The 22,920-nt window shown below is 59.2% G+C and carries 21 protein-coding genes; 11 read left to right on the top strand and 10 right to left on the bottom strand.

What is annotated here, in order from left to right; translation table 11 throughout:
• Nucleotides 1-19 precede the first annotated feature (19 nt).
• Genes QA648_RS31980 through QA648_RS31935 form a run of 10 tightly spaced genes read right to left on the bottom strand, consistent with a single transcriptional unit; the run spans nucleotide 20 to nucleotide 9,479 of the window.
• Nucleotides 20-1,657: an ABC transporter ATP-binding protein gene (locus tag QA648_RS31980; protein WP_283052981.1), complete on the bottom strand. Its 1,638-nt coding sequence runs from the start codon at nucleotides 1,655-1,657 to the stop codon at nucleotides 20-22.
• 20 nt (nucleotides 1,658-1,677) lie between these two features.
• Nucleotides 1,678-2,574, bottom strand: coding sequence for an SMP-30/gluconolactonase/LRE family protein (locus QA648_RS31975; protein ID WP_283052980.1), 897 nt, complete (start codon nucleotides 2,572-2,574; stop codon nucleotides 1,678-1,680).
• 11 nt (nucleotides 2,575-2,585) lie between these two features.
• Nucleotides 2,586-3,482 (bottom strand): SMP-30/gluconolactonase/LRE family protein, encoded by an 897-nt coding sequence (locus tag QA648_RS31970; RefSeq protein WP_158704621.1) that lies wholly within the window; start codon nucleotides 3,480-3,482, stop codon nucleotides 2,586-2,588.
• On the bottom strand, nucleotides 3,479-4,333 hold the full coding sequence (locus tag QA648_RS31965) for an ABC transporter permease (protein ID WP_104827788.1): 855 nt from the start codon (nucleotides 4,331-4,333) through the stop codon (nucleotides 3,479-3,481). The genes QA648_RS31970 and QA648_RS31965 overlap by 4 nt, the downstream gene beginning before the upstream one ends.
• Entirely contained in the window at nucleotides 4,330-5,346 is a 1,017-nt protein-coding gene (locus QA648_RS31960) for an ABC transporter permease (protein ID WP_245464135.1), read from the bottom strand. Before QA648_RS31960 ends, QA648_RS31965 begins: the two co-directional genes overlap by 4 nt.
• Nucleotides 5,347-5,351: 5 nt before the next feature.
• Nucleotides 5,352-5,948: an isochorismatase family cysteine hydrolase gene (locus QA648_RS31955; protein WP_260304572.1), complete on the bottom strand. Its 597-nt coding sequence runs from the start codon at nucleotides 5,946-5,948 to the stop codon at nucleotides 5,352-5,354.
• Nucleotides 5,949-5,956: 8 nt separating this feature from the next.
• Nucleotides 5,957-6,784, bottom strand: coding sequence for an SMP-30/gluconolactonase/LRE family protein (locus QA648_RS31950; protein ID WP_283052976.1), 828 nt, complete (start codon nucleotides 6,782-6,784; stop codon nucleotides 5,957-5,959).
• Nucleotides 6,785-6,836: 52 nt separating this feature from the next.
• Nucleotides 6,837-7,133, bottom strand: a complete 297-nt coding sequence (locus tag QA648_RS31945; RefSeq protein WP_158704619.1) for a hypothetical protein — start codon at nucleotides 7,131-7,133, stop codon at nucleotides 6,837-6,839.
• Nucleotide 7,134: 1 nt separating this feature from the next.
• Entirely contained in the window at nucleotides 7,135-7,911 is a 777-nt protein-coding gene (locus QA648_RS31940) for an SDR family oxidoreductase (protein WP_104827784.1), read from the bottom strand.
• The gene (locus QA648_RS31935) at nucleotides 7,908-9,479 is read right to left on the bottom strand and encodes an ABC transporter substrate-binding protein (RefSeq protein ID WP_283052972.1); all 1,572 of its coding nucleotides are present in this window, start codon (nucleotides 9,477-9,479) and stop codon (nucleotides 7,908-7,910) included. The genes QA648_RS31940 and QA648_RS31935 overlap by 4 nt, the downstream gene beginning before the upstream one ends.
• 414 nt (nucleotides 9,480-9,893) lie before the next feature.
• Between QA648_RS31935 and QA648_RS31930 the strand changes: the two genes are divergently transcribed.
• From QA648_RS31930 to QA648_RS31880, 11 genes are all read left to right on the top strand, one after another.
• Nucleotides 9,894-10,898, top strand: a complete 1,005-nt coding sequence (locus QA648_RS31930; protein WP_283052971.1) for a helix-turn-helix domain-containing protein — start codon at nucleotides 9,894-9,896, stop codon at nucleotides 10,896-10,898.
• A 353-nt stretch (nucleotides 10,899-11,251) separates the two neighbouring features.
• Nucleotides 11,252-12,334: a substrate-binding domain-containing protein gene (locus QA648_RS31925; RefSeq protein ID WP_283052970.1), complete on the top strand. Its 1,083-nt coding sequence runs from the start codon at nucleotides 11,252-11,254 to the stop codon at nucleotides 12,332-12,334.
• A gap of 80 nt (nucleotides 12,335-12,414) precedes the next feature.
• A complete protein-coding gene (locus tag QA648_RS31920) occupies nucleotides 12,415-14,670 on the top strand; it encodes an ABC transporter permease (protein ID WP_283052969.1) in 2,256 nt (751 codons plus the stop codon).
• Nucleotides 14,663-15,445, top strand: a complete 783-nt coding sequence (locus tag QA648_RS31915) for an ATP-binding cassette domain-containing protein (RefSeq protein ID WP_283052968.1) — start codon at nucleotides 14,663-14,665, stop codon at nucleotides 15,443-15,445. The genes QA648_RS31920 and QA648_RS31915 overlap by 8 nt, the downstream gene beginning before the upstream one ends.
• Before the next feature lie 189 nt (nucleotides 15,446-15,634).
• Nucleotides 15,635-16,135: an NADH-quinone oxidoreductase subunit J gene (locus tag QA648_RS31910; protein WP_283052967.1), complete on the top strand. Its 501-nt coding sequence runs from the start codon at nucleotides 15,635-15,637 to the stop codon at nucleotides 16,133-16,135.
• Nucleotides 16,135-16,437 carry an NADH-quinone oxidoreductase subunit NuoK gene (nuoK, locus tag QA648_RS31905; RefSeq protein WP_104827778.1) on the top strand — a complete coding sequence of 101 codons (303 nt, stop codon included), beginning with the start codon at nucleotides 16,135-16,137 and terminating at the stop codon, nucleotides 16,435-16,437. Before QA648_RS31910 ends, nuoK begins: the two co-directional genes overlap by 1 nt.
• Nucleotides 16,438-16,441: 4 nt before the next feature.
• Complete coding sequence (locus QA648_RS31900) at nucleotides 16,442-17,905, top strand: monovalent cation/H+ antiporter subunit D family protein (RefSeq protein WP_283052966.1); 1,464 nt, start codon at nucleotides 16,442-16,444, stop codon at nucleotides 17,903-17,905.
• A complete protein-coding gene (locus QA648_RS31895) occupies nucleotides 17,902-18,156 on the top strand; it encodes a hypothetical protein (RefSeq protein WP_283052964.1) in 255 nt (84 codons plus the stop codon). The genes QA648_RS31900 and QA648_RS31895 overlap by 4 nt, the downstream gene beginning before the upstream one ends.
• On the top strand, nucleotides 18,149-19,924 hold the full coding sequence (locus QA648_RS31890) for a Na(+)/H(+) antiporter subunit D (RefSeq protein WP_283052962.1): 1,776 nt from the start codon (nucleotides 18,149-18,151) through the stop codon (nucleotides 19,922-19,924). Before QA648_RS31895 ends, QA648_RS31890 begins: the two co-directional genes overlap by 8 nt.
• An 8-nt stretch (nucleotides 19,925-19,932) precedes the next feature.
• A complete protein-coding gene (locus QA648_RS31885) occupies nucleotides 19,933-21,408 on the top strand; it encodes an NADH-quinone oxidoreductase subunit M (protein WP_283052960.1) in 1,476 nt (491 codons plus the stop codon).
• Nucleotides 21,405-22,844: an NADH-quinone oxidoreductase subunit N gene (locus QA648_RS31880; RefSeq protein WP_283052959.1), complete on the top strand. Its 1,440-nt coding sequence runs from the start codon at nucleotides 21,405-21,407 to the stop codon at nucleotides 22,842-22,844. Before QA648_RS31885 ends, QA648_RS31880 begins: the two co-directional genes overlap by 4 nt.
• The last annotated feature ends 76 nt before the right edge of the window (nucleotides 22,845-22,920 follow it).

Raw genomic sequence — 22,920 nt, 5'->3', positions numbered from 1 at the left:
ATGTGAATGTTTGGCAGGCCTATCCGGCAGTCAGCGCCGACTTTCCCCATCGTTCCTGCGAAATGGTGGAAATAGACAGCGTGTTCGCGAGTAGGGACCGGGTGTAAGGATGGCTTGGTCGTGTCAGCACATCCTCAGTCATGCCAATTTCCGCGGTCCTGCCCTTGTCCAGGACCAGAACCCGATCCGCAAGATTGCGAACGACCGCCAGATTATGGGTGACGAAAACCATCGCCAGCCCTTCCTCGTCCCGAAGCCTGGTCAAGAGATCGAGTATGGCTTCCTGTACAACGACGTCGAGAGCGGAGGTGATCTCATCGCAAACGAGGACTTTGGGCTTGCAGATCAGCGCGCGTGCTATGCAGACACGCTGACGTTCGCCACCGGAAAGACGATCCGGCCGTAGATTCGCTTGATCCGCGCGAAGCCCGACTTTCGACAGCACTTCAACAATGGCGTCCCGCCGCCTTCCCCGATCGCCTTCAACGAGGTCATAGGCTGCCCCGATGCTCTCGCCGACCGTCCTCCGCGGATTTAAGGCGGAAAACGGGGACTGAAAGACGTATTGCAGCTCCCGCCGCGCTTGCAGAGAACGTTGACGGGCGCGTGCTGGCAGGGCGATGCCTTCAAGCTCTACCAAACCGTTCTGTTGCACGTGCTGCCCGACGATGCTCTTCGAGAGGGTGCTTTTTCCCGAACCCGATTCGCCGACAACGGCCAGGCACTCGCCCGCATGGACATCGAAAGTGACTCCGGTCAGCACCGAGATCGTGCCGTAGTGCGCCGCAAGGTCAACGACCCTCAACACCGGTCTTGCGGACGCATCACCGCCCGGCCGAATGTTCCTGTGCGGTCCGGTGAGTGCGACATCCGGGGCGGCGGCCAAGAGCTCGAGGCTATAGATATGTGCCGGCGCCTTGAAAAACGGGCCTGCCGCTTTCTCCTCCACGATCTTTCCATCGCGCATAACGACGATGCGGTCGGCTATCGCTGCGACCACAGAGAGGTCGTGCGTCACATAGAGGGCGCCGATGCCATGATCCGTGCAAAGCCGGCGCACGAGCTTCAGCACGACTGCCTGGGTCGCAACGTCAAGGCCTGTCGTCGGCTCGTCGAGCACCAGTACCGCTGGTTCCAGCAGCATGGCGATGGCTATGCCGAGACGCTGAAGCTGGCCGCCGGAAACCTGATGCGGAAAGCGGGCAAGAAATTCCTCGTGGGTGGGAAGGCCAACTTCACCGAGGATCTCGGTTGCCCGGATTCGTGCCGTCCTGCGATCCCAGCCGTGACACAGGGCGACATCGATCATCTGATCGAGGATACGGATGGCCGGATTGAACGCAGAGGCCGGGTCCTGCGCAACATAGGCAATGATCTTTCCGCGAACCGATAGGAGGGATTGCGGTGTCTGAGAGAGAATATCGATCCCTTCGACGCATACGTGACCGGATGCGATCGTTGCGCCGGTGCGGGTGTGTGCCAGGAGGGCGGTGCTGACTGTCGTCTTGCCCGATCCCGATTCTCCAATCAGGCATAGGATTTCGCCGGGCGAGATCTCAAAATTGACGTTCGAGACAATTTGCCGACCGTCCTTCAGCGCGACGCAGAGATTGGTCACCTTTGCGCGGGAAGCCCTTGCTGGATCTTGGTCCGCCATCGTCAGCTCCTCTTCCACGATCATTGCAATGTGATCGCGCCGCGCGCGGTCGAAGCGCCCAGCCGTCCGGTGTGGAGCCTCAGCAGTTGGCCGACCATGTTGTCCGCATCGGCAGCCCGGAAGGCGGCGATCAAGAGACCGTCGCCGTCGAATGCGAGATGCATCGGGTGGCCAGGGACTGGATGGGATATCAGGCTGCTTCCGTCCGGGGCGACTTCATCGATCGAACTGGAACCGAAGGAAGCGATCCAAAGCGTCCCGTCCTCGCCGACGCGGATGCCGTGCGGCGTGTGGCCTTCAGGCAATTGAAAGACGTCTTCGATCCTTCCGTCCTTGCGCAGGCGACGAACCCTGTCCGAATAAGCTTCCGTCCAGACGACGGCCCCATCCGCCTCGACCACAAGTCCGCAAGGGAATGTGCATCCCGTATTGACGAGAAGTTCCGCGCTGCCGTCCGGATTGATCGCGAAAATCCGGCCTTCGCCTTTCCGGTTCTCCTTCTCCCACTCCCAAATGTGGGAGTCCGCGACATAAAGCCGGCCGTCCGGTCCGAAAGCGATATCATGAGGAGAAACAAGAGGCACTCCGGCAACCTCGGTCAGGATGGTTTCGGCTTGATCCTGACCAGGCGATATCTTCTGTATGCAGGGTGCGATCTGGTCATCCGCCGCCCAGAAATTGCCGAGGACACCGCCCGTATGGGCGAGATAGAATGCGTCGTCGCTACCGCGAAGGATGGCAATCGGGCCACTTGTGACCCTGGAAATAACCTCCCGCCCACTCCGCAGCGAATAAGCGACGATCTCGCCAGTCATTACGTCGACCGTGAGGAAGCGTCCATCTTTCAGGGTGTCGCCGCCCTGCGGCATCTCACCGAAGTTCCGCTCCAGGATATGAACCGTGTTTTGATCGCTCATTTTGGTGTTCCTCATAACCTCATGAAGCCGCGCGTCATCGGCATGCCCTTGGCATCGACGCGCATGCGAAGTAAGCGGCCCGGTCGCAGCGAGTCCTCATCGCCGGGATCGACCGGCGATCCGAAATCGGTAACGTAGAGCCAGTCATCGACAAACGTGCAATTGACGGGTACGCCGCCGACTTCGATTTCCCTGAGCGTCCTGCCGTCGCGCGAAAGGACCGCGACAAGCCCTGCTTCGAACGTCGTGATCCAGAGATTTCCCTCGCTATCGATGGCAACACCCTCGGGGGTCTGGCCGGCGGGCAGGCGAGCGACGACTTCGCGTCGGCCATCGGGACGCAATCGTCCGATCACCCTCGTGTAGGATTCGAGCCAGATGATCGACCCGTCCGCTTCGCAGCCGATGCCGTTTGCGAAAACAGGTCCGAGATCAATGATCTTCTCGGCCAAGCCATCCGCGCTTACGGCGTGGATGGCGCTCGATTGTGTCGGATTGTCCGGTTCCCAGAGGCCGGAATCGGTGAAATACAACCGTCCGTCCCGTCCCCAGACCAGATCGTTGGGTGCGAAATATGGCTCGCCATTTGATGCCGAGCAAACCGACTGCACGACAGCGCCATCCGGCGAAATTCGTTGTATCGAAGGCATCTGCGGCCGCGGAAGGGCATGGCCGCCGTAATTGGCTCCACTTTGGGTGACATAGATCCAACCGTCGGAGCCGAGCGTGGAGCCGTAGGGAGCGCCACCTGTGGCGGCAAGCGTTACAACGGCTCGATCCGGATACCATACGCAAACCCGGCCGCTATCGGCCTCGACGAACAGGATACCGCCATCCCGCAAGACATCGGGACCTTCCGGATGGCCAAGGCCCTCAGCCAGAATTTCGATTTCCACGACCGCTGTCACAGCACGTCTCCGATACCGAGTATGTCGCTGACGGCATCCGTCAGTGAATTCACTGCCAGCGCGAAGAAGGCGATCATTGCGATCGGTGCGATAGTTCCCCACGGGGCGATCATCAGGCCGCTTCGGTTCTCGTTGACCATCAGGCCCCAATCGGCATTCGGCGGCTGAATGCCGAAACCGAGGAAGCTCAATCCCGCGATGATGCCGATGGACCAGGTCAGGAGCGCTCCGAATTGGACGATCAGCGGCGTTGTGACGTTGGGCAGGACTTCCTTGAGCAGAATTTTGTAGCGAGGCATCCCCACGAGCTCCGCCCAGGCGACATATTCCTGATGGATGACAGACAGCGCCACGCCGCGGCTAAGCCGCGTCACCGTCGGAAGCCAGCCTATGGCGACGACCACGACGATCAACGACGGATCGTGGCCGAGCATGGACAGAAACAATATGACGAGGACGATCAAGGGAAACGCCAGCAGAATGTCGTTAAACCAGCCAACTGCCGTGTCGACGAGCCCGCCTGCATAGGCCGCGAACAAGCCGAGGGCGGCACCGAAGACGATCGCGATGAGGCTTGCCAGCGTGGACATCCAGACAACCGACCGGCCTCCGCACAGAATTCGCGAGAATATGTCTTGCCCGAGGTAGTCGGTCCCGAGCCAGACACCGACGCCTGCCACGTCGAAGGGTATTCCGACAATATCAGATGGCTCGTGGGGTGCGAACAAAGGTCCGAGATATGCGATCGCCAGCAACAGAAACGTCGCCACAGCCGCACGGCGTACCCGCCCCGAGGCAAGCAGTTTCCGACAGAATCCGGTTCCGGTCGCGTCGTAGGATGGATTACTCATTTGCTCCACTCGATGGTTCGCAGGCGGGGTGTGAGCAGGATCGTCAGCAGATCCGCGACGATGTTGAAGATGACGACGCCGGTGGCGAAGATCAGGGTCACGGCCTGCAGGACCGGCAGGTCACGAAAGCGGACCGCATCATTCAGCAACCCTCCGAGACCGGGATAGTTGTAGATGTATTCGATGACGACAACGCCACCGAGGAGATAGCTGAGCATCAGGGCGCTTCCCTGCACCATCGGCACCAGGGCATTCGGAAGCGCATGCCGCCACACCACTCGCCGTTCGTTGATGCCGCGCAGCCGCGCCTGGACCACATATTCCGATTCAAGCGCCTCGATCATCGCGGCCCGCATTTGGCGTATGAGATAGGGCGCGGTGATCAGCACGCCGGTCAGCACGGGCAAGACGAGCTTGTAGGGATGTCCGAAGCCGTTTTGCCCCGGTGGAATCAGAGAAACGGCGGGAAAGATCTGGAAGACGAGCGTGGCGAGCGAAATCAGCAATATGGTGCCGATCACGAAATCCGGCAGCGCCATGAGGCTGAGAAAAACCAGCATTAGCGATCTGTCCACAATGCGGTTGCGCCAGACCGCCATTGCGACGCCCACAGCGATGGAAAGCGGAATGAGAATTGCCGCTGAGAAGATGAGAAGAGCCAGAGAATTGAGAAGCCGGGCTCCGATCAAGGAGACGACAGGCTGCTTTGCCGCAATCGAAACGCCAAGATCGCCCGTCAGGAGGCCGCCAAGCCAAGAGACGTATTGAACTGGCAACGGACGGTTCAGCCCGAGCTGTTCCCTCAGATTGGCCAGGAGTTCGGGTGTCGCCTGCCGGCCCAGAATGGTCTGTGCCGGATCCGAGGGCAACGCCTGGGTGGCTACAAAAATCAGAATGGAAACGACAAAAAGAACGAGGACGCCGCTCAACATCCTCCGGAACAGCCATTTGAGCTGTGCCGCTGCGTCTGAACTCGCCGGCATGCTTACGGTTCTTGCTTCGGCGTCAGACATTGGCTTCATCGCAGCGCACCAATCACCTCGTCGCAGGTCGCTATTTCGGCAAGCATGGACAGGCCGCCGCTCAATGCGATCTCGTGCATTTCAGCGCTTTGCGATGCTGTGCCATCACTGGCGATGATTACGCGATACCCGAGATCGCTCCCGTAGCGCGCGGTCGATTCGACCGAAAGATTAGTCCATGCGCCAGTCAAGACGAGGGTGTCGATCCCCATCGCCCTCAGCGTCTGGTCGAGATCGGTGCCGGCGAAAGCGCCCGCCCGCTGCTTCTCGATGACGATATCGCTAGGGCCTACCGAAAGCTCCGGCAGCATCTCCAGTCCAGGGGCGCCCGGCTGAAGATCGGGATCATCGGCGATCTCCCGAAACAGCGCGCTCATCATGCCGCGTGCCCTCAGGCCCCGTGGCCTGCGATGATGAATGAAGACGACGGCGACGTCTTTCTTGTTTGCTGCGTCACGCAGAGCGACAATATTGGCGACCAAATTCTGCTCGGTCGCGTGAGGTTGTGCATTTCCCTCCGGGCCGACGATGCAGACGTGCATGTCCAGAATGATCAGTGCCGTGCTGGCTGCGTCAATGTCTTGCAAACGCATGACTTTCCTCACATGTCGATCGTTGAGCGAAAAGCCGGCCAGGGGCGGGCATCGCATTGCACCGCTTGAATACGGCCGAGAAATTGTGGAGCCGGCTGGCTTTCGTCGAATGGCCCCAAGTCGGCAACGTAAAGTCGTCCGCCATGAAGTGTTCCGTTCAGCGGCAAACCACCGGTTGGAATGAAGCCGATGATTTCGCCGTTTGGCGTGATGATATCGAAGCCCGCGGCTTCCAGGGCAGCGACCCAGAAATTGCCATTCTCGTCGATTTTGAGCGACTCCGGCGTATGGCCGGGAGGCAAGGTGCAAACCTCAGCCGGCGAGCCTCCCTTTTTCATGCGCATGATCCGCCGAGTATAACATTCCGCCCAATAAACGGTCCCGTCCCCGGCAAGTGCGATTCCGCTCGGGAACACATGGCCGGTGTCGAGGATCAATTCGGCATGCCCGCGTGGCGAAATGGCAATGATGGCACCGGGTTCCGTATCTCCGTCGGGAGCCCATGTCCCTGAATCTGTCATATACAAGGATCCGTCCGGACCCCACGCCAGATCGTGAGGGGCAAGTAGAGGCCGTCCCCCCACTTCGCGGCAGATTTCCGTCACCTTGCCAGTGGACATGTCAAGGCATTCTAGTGCCGGTGGGCGTTGATGGTCGGCGCGCCAATCACCCGCCTGTCCGCCATTCTGCGTGAAATAGACCTGCAGGTCGCTTCCGAGCAGCACCGCATTTGGTCCTCCGCCGCAGCGATAAAGCTCGGACAGTCGTCCCGAGGCGCTGCACAGCATAAGACGGGACCTGTATGTTTCCGCGAAAATCACGGTGCCGTCGTCCATGACGTCAGGTCCTTGAGGATGCCCGAGCGACTCCGCAATCGTAGCCGCAAGTTCAGGCATCGACAGGCACTCCTGTTTCCATCGAAATGATTTCGACCTTGTCGTACCATTCCTCGAGCAGCGGATGGTTTTCGTCCACGGCCTCAAGCGATGCCGCGTCAGTCCACAAAACGACGTCGAGAAACGTGCCATCGGCCATCTGATAGAAGGCGTTGGAAATGAAGCCGGGTGTCTTTTCCCTCAAATCGCTGCAGAAGCGCGGGCGCATGGCCAGGATCGCGTCGGCCATGCCCTCTTTCGGGCGAATATGCACGACTTCGACCAGGCCGGTTTTCTCTGATGCTGTCATTTCATCCATCGATTACGTGGTTCATGATAGTTTGACCGCCATCCACCGTGATGGTCGATCCGGTGAGGAAGTCCGGGGCGTCCACCACCAGGAACCGGACCACTTTCGCAACTTCGTCAGGGTTAGCCGCGCGTGCCTGAGGGTTCATGACCGAGAGTGCGCCGGGGGGCAGGGATTCCACGAACTCTCCGATCATGGGCGTGTGAATCCAGCCCGGGGCGACAGAGTTCGCAACGATGCCGTCGGAGGACAGGTCGACTGCAAGGGACCGCACGAGCGCGTCGACGCCCGCTTTCGCCGCGCAATAATGCGCAAGACCCGGATCGGCGACACGCGCGCTGATCGAGGAGATGAACACCATGCGCCCATGCGTACCGGCGGCGAGAAAGGCCTTTGTCGAAGCCATGGCGATCAAGGCCGCGCCGCGAAGCACGGTGGCGTTCATGTCGTCCCAATCCTGCAACTTCATATCTTTGAAATTGGCGACATGAAGGGCAGCCGCTGCACTGACAACAGCGTCCAGACGGCCGTAAGCGCTTGCCGCGCGAACGAAAACCGCATCGACATCGGACGAGTTGGCGACGCTGCCGCTGACCGTTTCTATTTCCGCGTCGGCGACCGTGCTGAGGATGGAGTGCGCCGCCTCATCGAGTGTGCGTTGACGCCGGCCGTTGATGACAAGCCGATATCCGGCCAAGGCGAGTGACCTAGCACAAGCAAGGCCGATGCCGCTTCCGCCACCTGTCACGATCGCTACGGGCTTCCCGGTCCTCGTCATTGCTCTTCAATCCAGAGATCTGCGGACCGGTAGGTGGAGAAACCGGACACATCAGGTGCGATTCCAGCCACACCACGAGTGAAGTCGACTGAATTTTGGAAGCCCCAGATAATCGTGCCACCTTTTTGGTATTGGATTTCCTGCATACGATGGGCCATCGATGTCCGCTTTGCATCGTCTGCTTCAGCAAGCGCCTTGTAGAACAGGCCGGAGAATTCCTCGTCATTGAAATGCGAGAGATTGAGGCTCGAAGTCGGACCGTCCGCCTGCATCAGTGTGACGAAATAATTGTAGGGCGGCTGAAGGTTCGGAGAAAAGCTCCACTTTCCATACTGATCGCCATAGAATGCGGCGGAATCCACCTTGTTCAGCTTCACGTCGACGCCTGCCGATCGCGCCTGCGCAGCGTATAGTTCGGTCGAGGTGAGCACGCCGGAGCCGAGATCGCTGGTCGTCAATTCGACTTGAAGATTTTCGAATCCAGCCTGCTTGAGCAGGAACTTCGCCTTATCGGGATCGTGCTGACGCTGCGGCAAATCCTTATTGAACAAGGGATCAAGAGGCGCATAGAGATCGTTAGCGATGCGGCCTTCGCCCAGATAGGCACCCTTAACCATGGCATCGCGATCAACGAGCAGTTTGAGTGCTTCGCGAACCCGCACATCGTCATAGGGCTTCTGGTCGACCCGCACGTTGAGTGGGATAAAGCTGACTGTCTCGCTGCGATTAATCTGGAGGCTGGTGTCCGCAGCGAGGACGCGGATCAACGGGAAGGATACGAAATCGGCCATGTTGATCTGGCCACCTTGCAAGGCATTGATCCTTGCGGTTTCGTCGTTGAAATTGACATGCGTAATGCCGTCCACATAGGGACGTCCATCGCGCCAGTAGTTCTCGTTCCGCACCATGACGGATTGCTGGCCCGGCACAAAGCTTTGCAGTTTGAATGGACCGGTCCCGACTGGCTTTGCGAGGTCGAAGTCCGTCGGGACGATCGGTAAGGCAAGTGATGCGGCCTCCGGAAAACAAATCATGCCGGATTTGAGCTTGAAGCGCACCGTGCGCTCGTCGAGCTTCTTCGTTTCCTTCAGATCGAGCGTTGCCAGCAGACCGCCATATATGGCTCCCGTCGCCGGATCGAGGCAGCGCTGGGCACTGTAGATGACATCGTCGGCGCTCAGCGTCTTGCCGTGATGGAACTGAATTCCTTTCTTGAGACGGATTGTCCATTCGTCCAGCGTTGCGTTCGGTTCGCCCGATTCAATCAGCCACGGATCGATCGTATAAGCCGCGGAAGCCGACCATAAGGTCTCGTAAAGTGCCGTGAACCGCGCGTAGTCCGCCGCCGAAAGCACCTTGAACGGATCGAGTGAATCGCCGGCGCTGCCGCCCTGAATACCGTGGATCAGCATGCCGCCGCGCTTTGGCGTTGCGGCCCGGGCCTCTGTGACAAGCGGATTTCCAAAATGATCGACGAAGGAGGTCCCGCCGGCGAGGGCAGCGCCCGCTAACGCCCCGGCTTTCAAGAAGTCGCGGCGCCCGTAATTCCCAGTCAAAAAATTCTTCATTTCCTCTCCCCCATATTATTCTCCCTCCCCGGAGAATGCCGGCTCTATGCCGGCCCTCGACTATATACGTCACATGGCGTTGACCGCCTTCCTCGTCCGGCGCGCAGGACCGATGCACCGTATTTTCAAACAGCAGGCAAGCTGCCGCACAACGGCACGAGCGCGTCGGCTATGGATTGACCCGGATTTGCCTTGAATGCGGCTCGTTTCTCACGACTTGCGAGCGCGTTATTTGTCTCGCTTGCGCGTGCCGAATGGGGTTTCATTACGGCTATTTAAGACCAATCGTTTCATGTAAGCTTGGTCAAAAGTGACGGAAAATGCGGACTGTAGCGACAGATCGTGTTTTCAGTGGGCATGTTGACCCAAATGCGGTCGCGGACCGACTGGTACGATAAACAGGATGTGCACATAATGTCGGACATCGGGGCTTTCGAAGCGGATTTGCGCAAGATGTGCGGCTACTTCGTCCTTTTGAGTGCCCGCAACAAAAAGGCTGAGGGCCAGGTATCGATCGAGATCGGCGCAGGCATCAGCTTCGTGGAGGTGTGCTCCAATCTCCAGCAGGCGTCGAGAAGTCGGCGGGAGATAAACCTCGATTTCAGAGATGATTTCTTCCTCGTCATTCAGCGGGAAGGCAATGCTTTGGTAAGCCAGCATGAATTGTCTCACTGGCTGCAACCCGGGGACATGGTTCTCGTCGATAGCCTCGAACCTTCGGAATTCACCTTCTTCGGGGAATTCAACAAGCTCTGCTTTGTCATGTTGCCTCGCGGCGATGTCTTGGGCAAGGCGTTAGGCGGATCGGTGGTCGGTGGAAATTTTCTTCCACGGCTGGATCCGATCAACGGCGCGATTTCTGCAATGCTTCAGAAAATGAGGCAGACGACATCATCGGAAAACGGGCTCGATAGCCTGCTGCGTGATGCCCTTCTTAGCGTTTTGACCATCATGCTTCGCGAGACGCCAGACCGCGAGCAGGAGTACAAGAGCCCTGCGGGCAATGGCATGGATCACGCTCTCAGAATAAGCCGGCAATATATCAATAGCCGCTATCGTGATCCCGACTTCAAGATAAGGGAAATGGCAGACACGCTACGCCTGTCGATGCGGCAGGTTCAACGTAGCTTCGCCTCGTTGGGAACGACGCCGACGAAGTATTTGCTGATAAAGCGGCTCGAGCATGCCAGAAAGGAAATAGACCAGATTATCGCGGGAAGGCGAGTCGAGCTCATATCCACAATTGCCTTCGAGGCCGGCTTCTCGGATCTATCCTACTTTCAGCGAACATTCCGAAGAGCGTTCGGAAATACGCCACGGGACTACCTCTCTGGTATAGCCGAAAGGGTTCATATCGATCTGGACGCCTCCCTCAACCATGATGGATCGGGTTCAGTTAAAGTCACATTGGTCGCGTGAGGGACCAGCGAGTTGCTGTTGGCGGCATACGAACCCAAACGAGCCTTCGCGCAGCGGCGAACTCCGCTCGGATTCTTCGGCTTGGGCTCGCCCGTCAGATCATAAATCGGATCGGGGAACGCGGTCGGAACTGACCCGCCGGAATCTTCTCCAGGCTTGCCGACCTGTCGAATTCCGCGAAAAACGATCATCGGGTGTTTTTGGGGCGAACAAATTCGCCAATACGATGAGTTGACCGTTTACTTGCATCAGAATTGCGAAGAATATTAGCAAATGGGAAAAAGCCTTCGGCCCCATTCCCGATAAATTGCGCTCGAACGGCTTTTCTCCCTCGGTTCAAGGGAGGACCAATCATGAGGCGGATTTTGCTGTACACGGTATCGGCCGCGGCACTATCACTTGTCATCTCGCATGCATTTGCGCAGTCCGGCAGCGTCGAGAAGGCGGTTGGCGGCTACAATTTCGCTGAAGCCGCCAAGGAAGATCCCGGCACGAAGAATTTCCATTCGGCTGATGGTCATTTGACCTTCGCAATTGTAACGCACACAGCGGGCAACGGCTTTTTTGACCCTGTCTATGTCGGCGCGACCGTTGCCGGCAACATGATCGGGGCTAAGATATTGCTGCTGGGTTCGGAATCGCCCGTGGACGATCCCGCCCGCGAGATCGAGATCCTCAACCAGATCGTTCAAGATCCGACCATTGACGGGATTATCATGACGACGCCGCAGGTCGGCGCCTATAATGATATCGTCAAGGCTGCCGAAGCGGCTGGTATCCCAGTTGCCACAACCAACTCGTTCGATGCGAATCTCCTGGACCGGAGCAGCATAAGCCATACCGGTCAGGATGCGTCGGCGGCGGCAATCGGCGGCGAGGCGCTCGCAAAATGCGTGCTCGCAAGCGGAGCGACCAGCGGCTCGATTGTCCTGCCGTCCTCCACTGCGATGGGCAACATCGAGGTGAACAATCGCGTGACCGCCGCTTTCAACGCCATCGTCAAGACGCTGAAGGACGCCGGCAAGCTCGACGCCTTCAAGGTTGACGCGGGTCCGGAGAATGTCGGCATCGACACCAACCCGAACGATCCGGTCAACGCACTTGTTTCGCTGTTCGAGTCCCGCGGCGACGTAGTCGGCGCCTTCACAGCCAACAACGTCTTTACGCCACCGCTCGTCAAGGCAGTGGCTCAGATGGGGCGAACCGGCAAGTTCTGTAGTTTTGGTTTCGATCTCGGCCCGGCGCAGCAGGAAGGTATTGCCGCTGGAAATCTGACCGGCTCGCTGGGACAGCAACCTTTCCTGCAGGGCTTCTGGCCTGTCATGCAGCTCTATCTGCAAATTGATCGTGGCATCGCGGCCGCCAATCTCGACACGCGAGCCCAACTCGTGACGAAGGACACGGTCGCAAAGGTTGGCAAGCGCTTCGAAAACTAAACCGCTCGAAGCATCTGGAGAATGCGGGAGGGCACAAGCCCTCCCGCAACGCGGGTGGCAAGGATTGGTCGGTAGAAATCATGGCGCTTACTGCGACGACATCGCTGGGCCGTGCGCCACCTCAGCTCGCTGGTGGCTGGGAGGTCGGGCTGCTGATCTTCCTTGCGTTGCTCTATCTTGGCGGCACTCTCGTCAATCCGGCGTTTTTCGGATCAACCGAAGCCCTGCATGCGCTTCTCCGTGACACTTCCCGTGTGGGAATCATCGCGGTAGGAATGACGTTTGTGATCGCCAACAGGGATCTCGATCTTTCGGTCGGATCGACATATGGCCTGGTCGCTGTCGTCTTTGCCAGACTCTTTGCCCCGAACTTTCTCGATTTCAGCGTTACGACGTCGGTGATCCTCTGTGTGCTGCTGGGCACGGCCATTGGCCTGATCAACGGCGCGCTTGTTACGATCCTGAAGGTACCTGCGTTCATAGCGACATTGACAATGCTTTTCATTGGTCGTGGCTTCGTGCTTGCGTTCACGCATGGACAGGCGATCTACTATTCCGACAAGGCGAAAGACCATCCGCTGCTCTTCCACCTGGGGGAGACGAATGCTTTGGGGTTCAACAACCAGATTGCGATCTTCTTCCTCATCGCTGCCATCGGGGCCTATGTGCTTGCCGGGACCCGCTGGGGTTACGAGACTTTCGCCACCGGGGGAAACGAACAAGCGGCAGTCTATGCCGGCATTCGCACGCGCTGGGTGCGCATTCGCGCATATCTGCTCTCGTCGCTTTGCGCCACACTTGCCGCTCTCCTGTCGGCCGCGCAGGACAAGGGCGTGACGCCTCTCTACGGCGTAAGCTGGGAGCTCACCGTCATAGCATCCGTCATTATTGGTGGTGCGTCGATCCTTGGCGGGCGCGGGCGGGTCATCGGATCGTGCCTTGGCACTGCGGTCGTCGTCCTGATCGACAAGGTCTTGCGTGAAGGCTGGCCGATCACGCGGACTGTCGTTATCGACGGTGAAAGCATTGCGGTCGGCGCCAAGTTCACGCTGTCCGCGGGTGCGGTGCTGGTTTTTCTAGGTCTGCTTCTTGTTATCGCCGTGCTTGTCGAGCCTATCCTCATTCGCCGGCAGATCGCGGGCCGGCTTTGGGCGTGGCTTCGCGGTAGGCCGCCGCCGCCCGCTTATGAAATGGGTGGCGTGGCACTTGAGGGAGTCCAGACCAAGGGAGCTATGGCGACCGATACGGCACTGTCTGCGACGGGGCTCGGCAAATTTCTCGCCCGACGCGACGCTCTCGCGATTATCCTCACAGTCGTGTTGTGGCTGACAGGCCTCGCGTTAAGGCCGGATTACTGGTGGTACCTGTCCAACACCTTTGCCATCCTGCTCAACTACACGGAGCTGGCAATCATTACAGTCGGGCTCACCTACGTCATCGCAGCCGGCGACATCGATCTCTCCGTCGGCGCGGTGCTTGCCCTGGCCGGCAGCACCGCAGCCTATTTCTTGAAGGTGCTGGGTGCCGATCCGCTCACCGCAGTTACGATGGCCTTGCTGGTGGGGATGGTCGCCGGACTCGTCAACGCCGTCGTGACAGTCGGCTTCAAACTCCCCGCCTTCATAGCCACGCTCGGCATGTTTTACATTGCGCGCGGCATGGCCGCCTGGTTTGTCGCCGGACAACAACTGACCGGCTGGCCGGAAGGTTACAATCTTCTTGGTCGAAAAATGAATGACGTTCTCCTCCATTTCGGCCTTACGTTGCCGCCGGGGATAATTCGCACGGTGGCTGAGGTTGTTAGCGTCCAGACGATCTGGATGTTTTTCGTTGCCATTATCGCCGGCATCGTGCTTGCCTACACACCGTTCGGGCTGAAGGTCTGTGCCACCGGCGGCAATGTCCGTGCCGCTGCCTACGCCGGCATCAACACGAACCGGGTACGCTTCATCTCCCTTTTTCTGGCCGCGCTCTGCGCAACGATGGCCGGCATTATCAACGTCGCATACTTCCGCAGCTTCAATCCGGTCGCCGGCCAGTTCCGTGAGCTTGACGCCATAGCTTCGGTCATCATTGGCGGCGGATCAATCTTCGGCGGTTATGGCACGGTGATCGGTTCGCTGGCGGGCGCGGCTGTTATCACGCTCGTTCGGGCGCTCCTTCAGCTCAACGTTCAGGGGTTCAGCATGCCGCAGCACTGGATCAATGTCTTCATCGGCGTCATCCTCATTGTCGCGGTGCTGATCGATATATGGGTGCGCCAAGCCAATATCTTCGGACGCTTGCGGGCGCGCCTCGCAAGGGGTCCGCGAACAGAGGAAGGCATCCATGGCTGACGAGATACCACTACAGCCGATTGTGGAAATGCGAGGCGTCGAAAAAGCCTTTGGAGCTGTGCAGGCGCTACGCAAAGTCGACCTGGTGCTCTATCCCGGGGAAATTCTTGGCCTGGTCGGTGACAACTCGGCCGGCAAATCCACTCTCATGAAAATCCTGACCGGTGCCTATCAACGGGATGCGGGTGAAATCCTTGTTGCCGGGCAAGCGGTGCACTTCAAGAGCCCGCACGAGAGCCGCGATGTCGGCATCGAAATGATCTATCAGGACTTCGCGCTTTGCGGGAATATGGACGTCGGTCAAAACATCTTTCTTGGCCGTTGGCCGCTCAAGGGCCCCTTCGTCAACCGCCGGAAGATGTATGCGGAAGCCGATGGCGTGCTGAAACGGCTCAAAGTCGACGTCAACTCCGTCTATCAAAAGGTTGAGAGCCTGTCGGGCGGCCGTCAGCAATCCGTGGCGATTGCCCGGGCGATCTCGTTCGACCCGCGCGTCGTAATTCTCGACGAGCCGACCGCCAACCTTTCCGTGATGGCGACCGAACGGCTGCTCGAAACCATGCTCGAGTTGAAGAAACAAGGCGTTGCTCAGATCATCATCTCGCACCGCCTGGTCGATATTTTCGCTGTGGGTGATCGCGTTATGGTCCTCAAGCGCGGTGAATATGTCGGCGACCGCTACATCAAAAACACTGACGAGCACGAAGTCTTGGAGATAATTGTTTCCGGCACGCGGGAGACTGCGCTGACAGCCGATGAGGCAAGAAATACCTGATCGGCCACCTTATAGACCTTCGGAGGTGTTTTCATCACATTCGGACCGGCTTGGTTGCTCCGCTAGCGACAACAATCTTGTGAAAAACCTAATACTAGGGCACAATTTGTGAATGCACCTGAAGTGCGGAGCTAACTCGAATCCGGCCATCTCGCGCCGAGTGAGAGCTCGCGTGGGAGGGTCGCGTCGATGGATCAGGGGTTCTTTCTTCTGTTCGCTACGGTGTCCGTGATCGCGGCCCTGATGGTCGTCGTGGCGCGCAATCCGGTTCACAGCGCATTGGCGCTGATGGCGTGTTTCCTGCAGGTTTCCGCAATTTTCGTCTTGCTCGGGGCGCCGTTGCTCGCGGCCATCCAGATCTTCGTCTATGTCGGCGCGATCATGGTCCTGTTCCTATTCGTGATCATGATGATTGATGTGCGCGAAGCGGTGTTGCAGCGGTTCTTGCCGGGTGGCAATCTGCCGGCTCTGGTGCTGCTCGTTCTGCTTGGCGTCGAGATGCTCGTGCTGGTTCTCCGGAGCCCGCGCTTTTCGGCCACGGAGCCCGTCGTTGCGCGTGGCGGCGATGAGATTAGGCAGCTCAGCACGACACTTTTTTCCGACTATCTCCTGCCGTTTGAAGTCGCCTCTGTCATTCTGCTGGCGGCACTGATTGGGGCTATCGTTCTGGCGCGGAAGGAGTCGAGCTGATGGTTCCGCTCTGGTGGTATATTTTGCTCGCAGTGATCCTCTTCGTGATCGGAGCAGCGGGCGTGCTGCTCAGGCGCAATATTCTGGTCGTGCTGATGTCGCTGGAACTGCTGCTCAACTCGGTCAACATCAACTTCATCGCTTTTGGACGTCAATACGACGATTTCCGCGGGCAGATCTTCGCGATCTTCGTCATCGCAATTACCGCGGCGGAGGTTGCCGTCGCCCTCGGCATCTTGGTCGCCCTTGTGAGGAACAAATCCACCCTCAAGGTCGACGACGTTACCATGATGAAAGGATAGCGGCTTGGACCCGGTGATATCGATCCGGCCACTGCTTGCCGTCGCCGTCCCAGGCCTGGCGGCCCTAACAATTCTGCTTCTGAACAACCGCGAGAAACTCCGCGATATCGTATCGCCAATAGCAGCAATTGTTCTGTTTGCGATTGTCGCTTCAATGGCGCCGACGGTGCTGGCGGGCGGGACCGTCGACTTGCGCCTGTTCGAGATCCTGCCGGGGGTCGAGTTCGCTTTCCGGGCCGACGCGCTCGGCATGGTGTTCGCCACTATCTCGTCGCTTTTATGGATCGTGGCCGCATTCTATTCCATCGGCTATATGCGGCACTTGAACGAACATGCGCAGACCCGCTTCTTCGCCTGCTTCGCCACCAGCCTCGCGGCGGCTGTCGGGGGTGCCTTCGCCGCCAATCTGTTCACCTTGGTCATCTTCTACGAGGTGCTCAGCCTCGTTACCTATCCGCTCGTCTATCACCACGAGGATGAAGAGGGGTGGAGGGGTGCCCACAAGTACCTCGTCTATTTGATGGGCGCCTCGAAAAGCGTGCTGCTCGCCGCGCTGGCACTGACCTACTCCATTGCGGGATCGCTCGATTTTAAGGAGGGCGGGCTGTTGGCGGGCGTCAACGCCTCGGCTGCGCTGCTGACGGTCGTCTATTTCTGCTATCTCTTCGGCTTCGCCAAGGCCGCGGTGATGCCGATGCACGCCTGGCTGCCTGCCGCGATGGTGGCGCCGACGCCGGTCAGCGCGCTCTTGCATGCCGTGGCCGTGGTCAAGATGGGCGTGTTTTGCCTGCTGCGGGTGGTGTTCCATGTCTTTGGCGTCAAGCTGGTCGGGGAGCTCGGCCTCGGCATCGCCACGGCCTATCTGGTCTCGTTCACGATCCTCATGGCGTCGATCTATGCCCTGACGCGGGACGACCTTAAGGCGAGGCTCGCCTATTCGACAGTTAGCCAGCTCTCCTACATCGTGTTGGGTGCGGTTCTGCTGTCGCCGGTCGCGATGGTTGGCGGCATTATCCACATGGCTGCCCACGCATTCTCAAAGATCACGCTGTTTTTCTGCGCGGGGTCGATCTATTGCGCGTCCGGTAAGCGCAACATCAGCGATATGGCGGGCATCGGCCGCAGGTTGCCGTGGACGATGGGTGCATTTTTCATCGCTTCGCTGAGCATGATCGGGATACCGCCGACCGCGGGCTTCATCAGCAAGTGGTATCTGACTTTGGGGTCCGTGGAGGCAGGGCAGATCGCGTTCCTGGCCGTGCTCCTGGTGAGCTCGATCCTGAATGCCGCCTACTTCCTGCCAGTCAGCTATGCCGCCTTTTTCGGGGCGGAGGCGGAGGAAAACCCGGCGACGATCCGTGAAATCCCTATGGTCACGATCCCGCTCGTCGCGACCGCCATCCTGTCGGTGCTGATGGGCATCTTTCCCGGCTATTTCCTCACACTGGCGGACGGAGTGGTCAAATGATCAAGCGTGTCATCGACTTCTTTGGTGACGAGGAATATGCGAGGCGCCGGCGCCGGCTATTCTATCTCGTGCTCATTCTGATCGTCGCGGCTGACTTTCTGGTCTCTCACGAACACGCCGAATATCTGTGGGACCACCTGCCTGGCTGGTCCGCCGTCTACGGCTTTGGCTCCTGCATACTGATCATCTTCGTTTCCAAGTTTCTCGGCCATCGGGCCGGGCTGATGCGGCGCGAGGATTATTATGACTGAATTTATCCATCCGGCTCTGCTCTTCATTCTCGGCGCTCTACCGATCCCGTTCCTCAGCGGGTCGATCCGCAAGGCCTATTTGCTCGTAATCCCGGCGCTTGCGATCCTCGCCGTGCTGGCGATGCAGCCGGGTAGCTATGGCGAGATGCGGTTCATCGGGCAGGAAATCCTGATCGCGAAGGTCGACAAGCTGAGCATCGTCTTCGCCACCGTCTTCACCATCATGGCGCTGATCGGCATGGTCTATGCGCTGCACCTGACGGATGCTGGTCAGCACGTGGCGGCCTTCATCTATGTTGGCGGGGCGCTCGGCGTGGTGTTCGCCGGTGATTACCTGACCCTCTACATGTTCTGGGAGGCCATGGCATTCGCTTCCGCCTACCTGGTCTTCGCGCAGCGCGGCGGGCCGGCGATCCGGGCAGGGTTCCGGTATCTCATGGTTCATATCACCGGCGGTGTCGTTCTGCTCGGCGGCATCATCCTCCATGGCCTCGCCACCGGCTCGCTGCTCTTTGGTCCGATGGAGCGGGGGGCGATCGACGGTGGAATGGGCGTGGGCGCCTATCTGATCCTCGTCGGTTTCATTCTCAACGCGGCGGTGCCGCCACTCAATGCCTGGCTGACCGATGCCTATCCGGAAGCGACCGTCACCGGGGCGGTGTTCATGAGCGCCTTCACCACCAAGACCGCCGTCTATGTCCTGGCGCGGGCGTTTCCAGGCACCGAGCTTCTTGTTTGGCTCGGCACGGCAATGGCGCTTTACGGTGTCATCTACGCAGTGCTGGAGAATGACTGCCGCCGGCTTCTGGCCTATCACATCGTCAGCCAGGTGGGCTACATGGTGGCGGGCATCGGCATCGGGACGGAGATGGCCGTGAATGGGGCCACCAGCCACGCCTTCGCGCATATCCTCTACAAGGCCCTGCTCTTCATGGGAGCCGGCGCAGTGATCTATGTTACCGGGCGGCGCAAGCTCACCGAGCTTGGCGGCCTCTACAAGAGCATGCCGCTTACCGTGGCACTCTACATGGTCGGCGCTTTCGCGATCTCGGCATTTCCGTTCTTCTCGGGTTTTGTGACCAAATCGATGGTGATAGCCGCCGCTGGAGCGGATCATCGGGCGCTGGTGGTGCTGGCGCTGACGATGGCGTCGTCTGGAACGTTCCTGCACACCGGGCTCAAACTGCCGTATTACATGTTTTTCGGCACGGATCGGAAAATCGAGGCGCGGGAACCGCCACGCAACATGCTGGTTGCAATGGCCATGGCGGCAGTGCTCTGCATTGGGATCGGAGTGTTCCCCCAGCCGCTTTATGCGCTGCTGCCTTATCCGGTCGACTTCGAACCCTACACCGGCCTCCACGTTACTGAGAGCCTTGGCCTGCTGATGTTCACCGCCCTGGGATTCGTGCTGTTCCTCAAGGCGCTCAATCCCGAGAACACGATCAGCATCGATACCGATTGGTTCTATCGCAAGGGCGCGCGGCTCTTCATGTGGCTCGCCGAAAAACCGGTGGCGCGCTACGAGAAGGCGGTGAGCGACGTGTCCGAGACCGCAGCGCTGCCCTTCCTGCATGGAGCGGCGCGATCGGGACTGCAGATCGATCTCACCGGGGTGGACGCCGCCGTGAACGGCGTTGCTCACTCGATTCTGCGTGGCGGCGGGGCGCTGCGGCGGCTCCAGACCGGGGTCGTCACCCATTACGCGCTGGCGATGATCGTCGGTGTGATCGCAGCTACCGTCGTCTTCGCCGTGGTGTGGCGGTAGGGGGTGCGATGGGTTTCCCGCTTCTTAGCCTGATCGTATTCACGCCCGCCGCGGGTGCTGCGGTTCTGATGTTTCTGCGCAGCGACGAAGCAGCGCGCTGGATGGCGCTTGCCGTCACCATTCTCGACCTTGCTCTCTGCATCGTCATGCTTGCGAACTTTGACACCACCAGCCACGCGATGCAGTTCACCGAGACGCGCCTGTGGGTGCCCGCACTCGGGATCACCTATGCACTTGGCATCGACGGAATCAGCGCGCTCTTCGTGTTCCTGACTGCGCTGTTGGGCTCAGTCTGCGTACTCGCCTCGTGGGTCGCGATCGACCGCAAGGTAAAGGGGTTCATGGCCAGTCTCCTGGTCATGCAGGCTCTTATGTTGGGGGTGTTCTGCGCGCTCGACCTCTTCTTGTTCTACGTCTTCTGGGAGGCCATGCTGATCCCGATGTATTTGATCATCGGCGTCTGGGGTGGTGACGGCCGGGTCTATGCAGCGTTCAAATTCTTCCTCTACACGCTGGCGGGCAGCCTTCTGTTCCTGATCGGTGTCATCGTGCTCTATCTCCAGGGCGGCAAGACCTTCGACATCCTTGCGCTCACAGCACAGGATTTGCCGTTCCGGCTCCAGTCGTGGGTATTCTTCGCCTTCCTGATCGCCTTCGCGGTCAAAGTGCCGATGGTCCCGGTTCATACTTGGCTGCCGGACGCTCATGTGCAGGCGCCGACGGCGGGCAGCATCATCCTTGCCGGCGTGCTCTTGAAGATGGGCGCCTATGGATTCCTGCGGTTCTCGCTGCCGATGCTGCCGCAGGCGTCGGTGTATTATGGGCCGCTGATGCTGGGGCTTTCGGCGCTTGCGATCGTCTATGGCGGGTTGCTGGCGCTGGCGCAGGACGATCTGAAGAAGCTGGTGGCCTATTCCAGCATCAGCCACATGGGCTTCGTGACGCTGGGAATTTTTTCGCTGAATCTCCGCGGGCTCGAGGGCGGCATTCTGCAAATGTTCAATCATGGCATAACGACGGGTGCGTTGTTCCTGTTCGTCGGCCTGATCTACGAGCGGACACATACCCGCAGCATCGCGGATTATGGCGGGCTGATGAAGGTGGCGCCCGTTTACACCGCATTCCTTGGGCTGTTCACCCTGTCATCGATGGCACTCCCGGGAACGAATTCATTCGTGGGAGAGTTGCTGGTGTTGTCGGGTGGGTTTGCGGTCAACCTGGCGGCCGGCGGGGCCGCCGTTTTGGGTGCATTGCTGGGTGCGGCCTATCTCCTTGGCATGTATGGGAAAGTCGCGCTCGGTCCGCCCAGCGTCGGCCTCCGGTTCAAGATACGCGATGTGAATGCCCGCGAAGTGGCTGCTATCTTGCCGCTTGCCGTCTTCGTTCTTTGGGTCGGGCTCTACCCGAAACCTTTTCTCAACATCATAGACGTGTCGGTAAAGCATCTGCTGGCGCACGTACACGGTGAGGGGAATGGCCAATGACCGACGCCGCGCTTTTTCAATCGATCCTGGCGAGCATACCCGAGATCTTGGTGGTCACCGGAGCCTGCGTCCTGCTGATCCTGGGACAGTTTGTGCGAAAGGAGCAGGAATATTTCCTTGTCTGGGCTTCCGTCACGGTCGTGCTGATCGCCGCCCTGGCAACACTCATGCTGGCGAGCGAGGTGCGGCCGGCCTATGCAGGCATGTTCATCGCCGACCGCTTCGCGGTCTTTTTCAAGTTCGTGTTCTACCTAGCCACTATCCTGACATTCCTCCTTTCACGAAAATATGCCGATATCGAAGGGATCGGCAGCAGCGAATACTATGTCCTGCTGCTCTTCGCGCTTTCGGGAATGATGATCATGGCCTCGGCGACCGATCTCCTGTCGATCTATGTGGGGCTCGAACTGATGGTGCTTTGCACCTATGTGCTGACCGGGTTCCTGCGCCAGCAGCGTCGGTCGAACGAAGCGGCGCTTAAATATGTGATCCTCGGCTCGGTCTCGACCGGGATTTTCCTTTTCGGCGTTTCCCTTGTCTATGGGCTCACCGGCACGACGCAGCTAGACGGGATGGCTGCGGCAGTGACCGGTAATCCGCTTGACCCCGGATTACTGCTGGCGGTGGTTTTCATCGTCGCGGGGCTGGTCTTCAAAGTCGGCGCGGTCCCGTTCCATATGTGGGTGCCGGACGTTTACGAAGGCGCGCCGACGACGATCACGGCTTTCATGTCGGTTGGCCCCAAGGCTGCGGGGTTCGCGGTGATCCTGCGCGTGTTCCTCAATCCGCTCGTTGCAGCCTCGAATGTTTGGATCATCGTTGCGGTCATTGCGGTGGCGACGATGGCGCTCGGCAGTTTCGTGGCGCTGGTGCAGGATAATTTCAAGCGCCTCCTGGCCTATTCCAGCATCGCCCATGCCGGGTTCGCGATTTTTGGCGTGGCGGCAGGCGGCCCGGACGGCATCGCCAGCGTGATGCTCTACCTATTGATTTATTCTTTCATGAATCTCGGCATCTTCGGCACCGTCATCATGATGCGGAATGGCGATTTTTCGGGCGAAGTCATCGAAGACTATGCGGGTTTGGCCAAGTCGCATCCGGGGCTGGCACTTCTGATGCTGCTCTATCTCTTCTCGCTGGCCGGCATTCCGCCCACGGCCGGGTTCTTCGCCAAGTTCTACGTGCTGGTCGCGCTCGTCGAGCGAGGTTTCGTCATGCTGGCGGTGATCGCAGTGCTGCTGAGCGCCGTTGCCGCCTACTTCTACATCCGCATCGTCATGGTGATCTATATGCGCGAGCCAGGGAGGGCCTTCGCCCCGGCGCTGACGCCATTGGTGCGCGCCACGCTCGCCTTCACCGCCGCCGGTACAATCGGTATCGGCCTATTTCCATCGTGGTTTCTGAGGCTTGCCCAGCATTCGGTGTTTGGCGGTTGATCAATTGGATTTGCAATGACCCGCCCGACGGAATAAACTGACAATTCAAGAAAGGATTGCCCAAGCCGCTTTCCGG

Origin of the sequence: Rhizobium sp. CB3171 (assembly GCF_029714265.1) — a bacterium.
GTDB lineage: Bacteria > Pseudomonadota > Alphaproteobacteria > Rhizobiales > Rhizobiaceae > Rhizobium.
Note: the sequence above shows the minus strand (reverse complement) of the source record. Positions and strands in the feature narration are given on the sequence as shown.

Excerpts from the sequence above, each read along its gene's own strand:
- QA648_RS31915 (WP_283052968.1), top strand. The coding sequence starts at position 14,663 with ATGGCTGACGAGATACCACTACAGCCGATTGTGGAAATGCGAGGCGTC.
- QA648_RS31930 (WP_283052971.1), top strand. The coding sequence starts at position 9,894 with ATGTCGGACATCGGGGCTTTCGAAGCGGATTTGCGCAAGATGTGCGGC.
- QA648_RS31910 (WP_283052967.1), top strand. The coding sequence starts at position 15,635 with ATGGATCAGGGGTTCTTTCTTCTGTTCGCTACGGTGTCCGTGATCGCG.
- QA648_RS31965 (WP_104827788.1), bottom strand. The coding sequence starts at position 4,333 with ATGAGTAATCCATCCTACGACGCGACCGGAACCGGATTCTGTCGGAAA.
- QA648_RS31975 (WP_283052980.1), bottom strand. The coding sequence starts at position 2,574 with ATGAGCGATCAAAACACGGTTCATATCCTGGAGCGGAACTTCGGTGAG.
- nuoK (WP_104827778.1), top strand. The coding sequence starts at position 16,135 with ATGGTTCCGCTCTGGTGGTATATTTTGCTCGCAGTGATCCTCTTCGTG.
- QA648_RS31955 (WP_260304572.1), bottom strand. The coding sequence starts at position 5,948 with ATGCGTTTGCAAGACATTGACGCAGCCAGCACGGCACTGATCATTCTG.
- QA648_RS31920 (WP_283052969.1), top strand. The coding sequence starts at position 12,415 with ATGGCGCTTACTGCGACGACATCGCTGGGCCGTGCGCCACCTCAGCTC.
- QA648_RS31980 (WP_283052981.1), bottom strand. The coding sequence starts at position 1,657 with ATGGCGGACCAAGATCCAGCAAGGGCTTCCCGCGCAAAGGTGACCAAT.
- QA648_RS31940 (WP_104827784.1), bottom strand. The coding sequence starts at position 7,911 with ATGACGAGGACCGGGAAGCCCGTAGCGATCGTGACAGGTGGCGGAAGC.
- QA648_RS31945 (WP_158704619.1), bottom strand. The coding sequence starts at position 7,133 with ATGACAGCATCAGAGAAAACCGGCCTGGTCGAAGTCGTGCATATTCGC.
- QA648_RS31890 (WP_283052962.1), top strand. The coding sequence starts at position 18,149 with ATGACTGAATTTATCCATCCGGCTCTGCTCTTCATTCTCGGCGCTCTA.
- QA648_RS31935 (WP_283052972.1), bottom strand. The coding sequence starts at position 9,479 with ATGAAGAATTTTTTGACTGGGAATTACGGGCGCCGCGACTTCTTGAAA.
- QA648_RS31885 (WP_283052960.1), top strand. The coding sequence starts at position 19,933 with ATGGGTTTCCCGCTTCTTAGCCTGATCGTATTCACGCCCGCCGCGGGT.
- QA648_RS31880 (WP_283052959.1), top strand. The coding sequence starts at position 21,405 with ATGACCGACGCCGCGCTTTTTCAATCGATCCTGGCGAGCATACCCGAG.
- QA648_RS31895 (WP_283052964.1), top strand. The coding sequence starts at position 17,902 with ATGATCAAGCGTGTCATCGACTTCTTTGGTGACGAGGAATATGCGAGG.
- QA648_RS31925 (WP_283052970.1), top strand. The coding sequence starts at position 11,252 with ATGAGGCGGATTTTGCTGTACACGGTATCGGCCGCGGCACTATCACTT.
- QA648_RS31950 (WP_283052976.1), bottom strand. The coding sequence starts at position 6,784 with ATGGACGACGGCACCGTGATTTTCGCGGAAACATACAGGTCCCGTCTT.
- QA648_RS31960 (WP_245464135.1), bottom strand. The coding sequence starts at position 5,346 with ATGTCTGACGCCGAAGCAAGAACCGTAAGCATGCCGGCGAGTTCAGAC.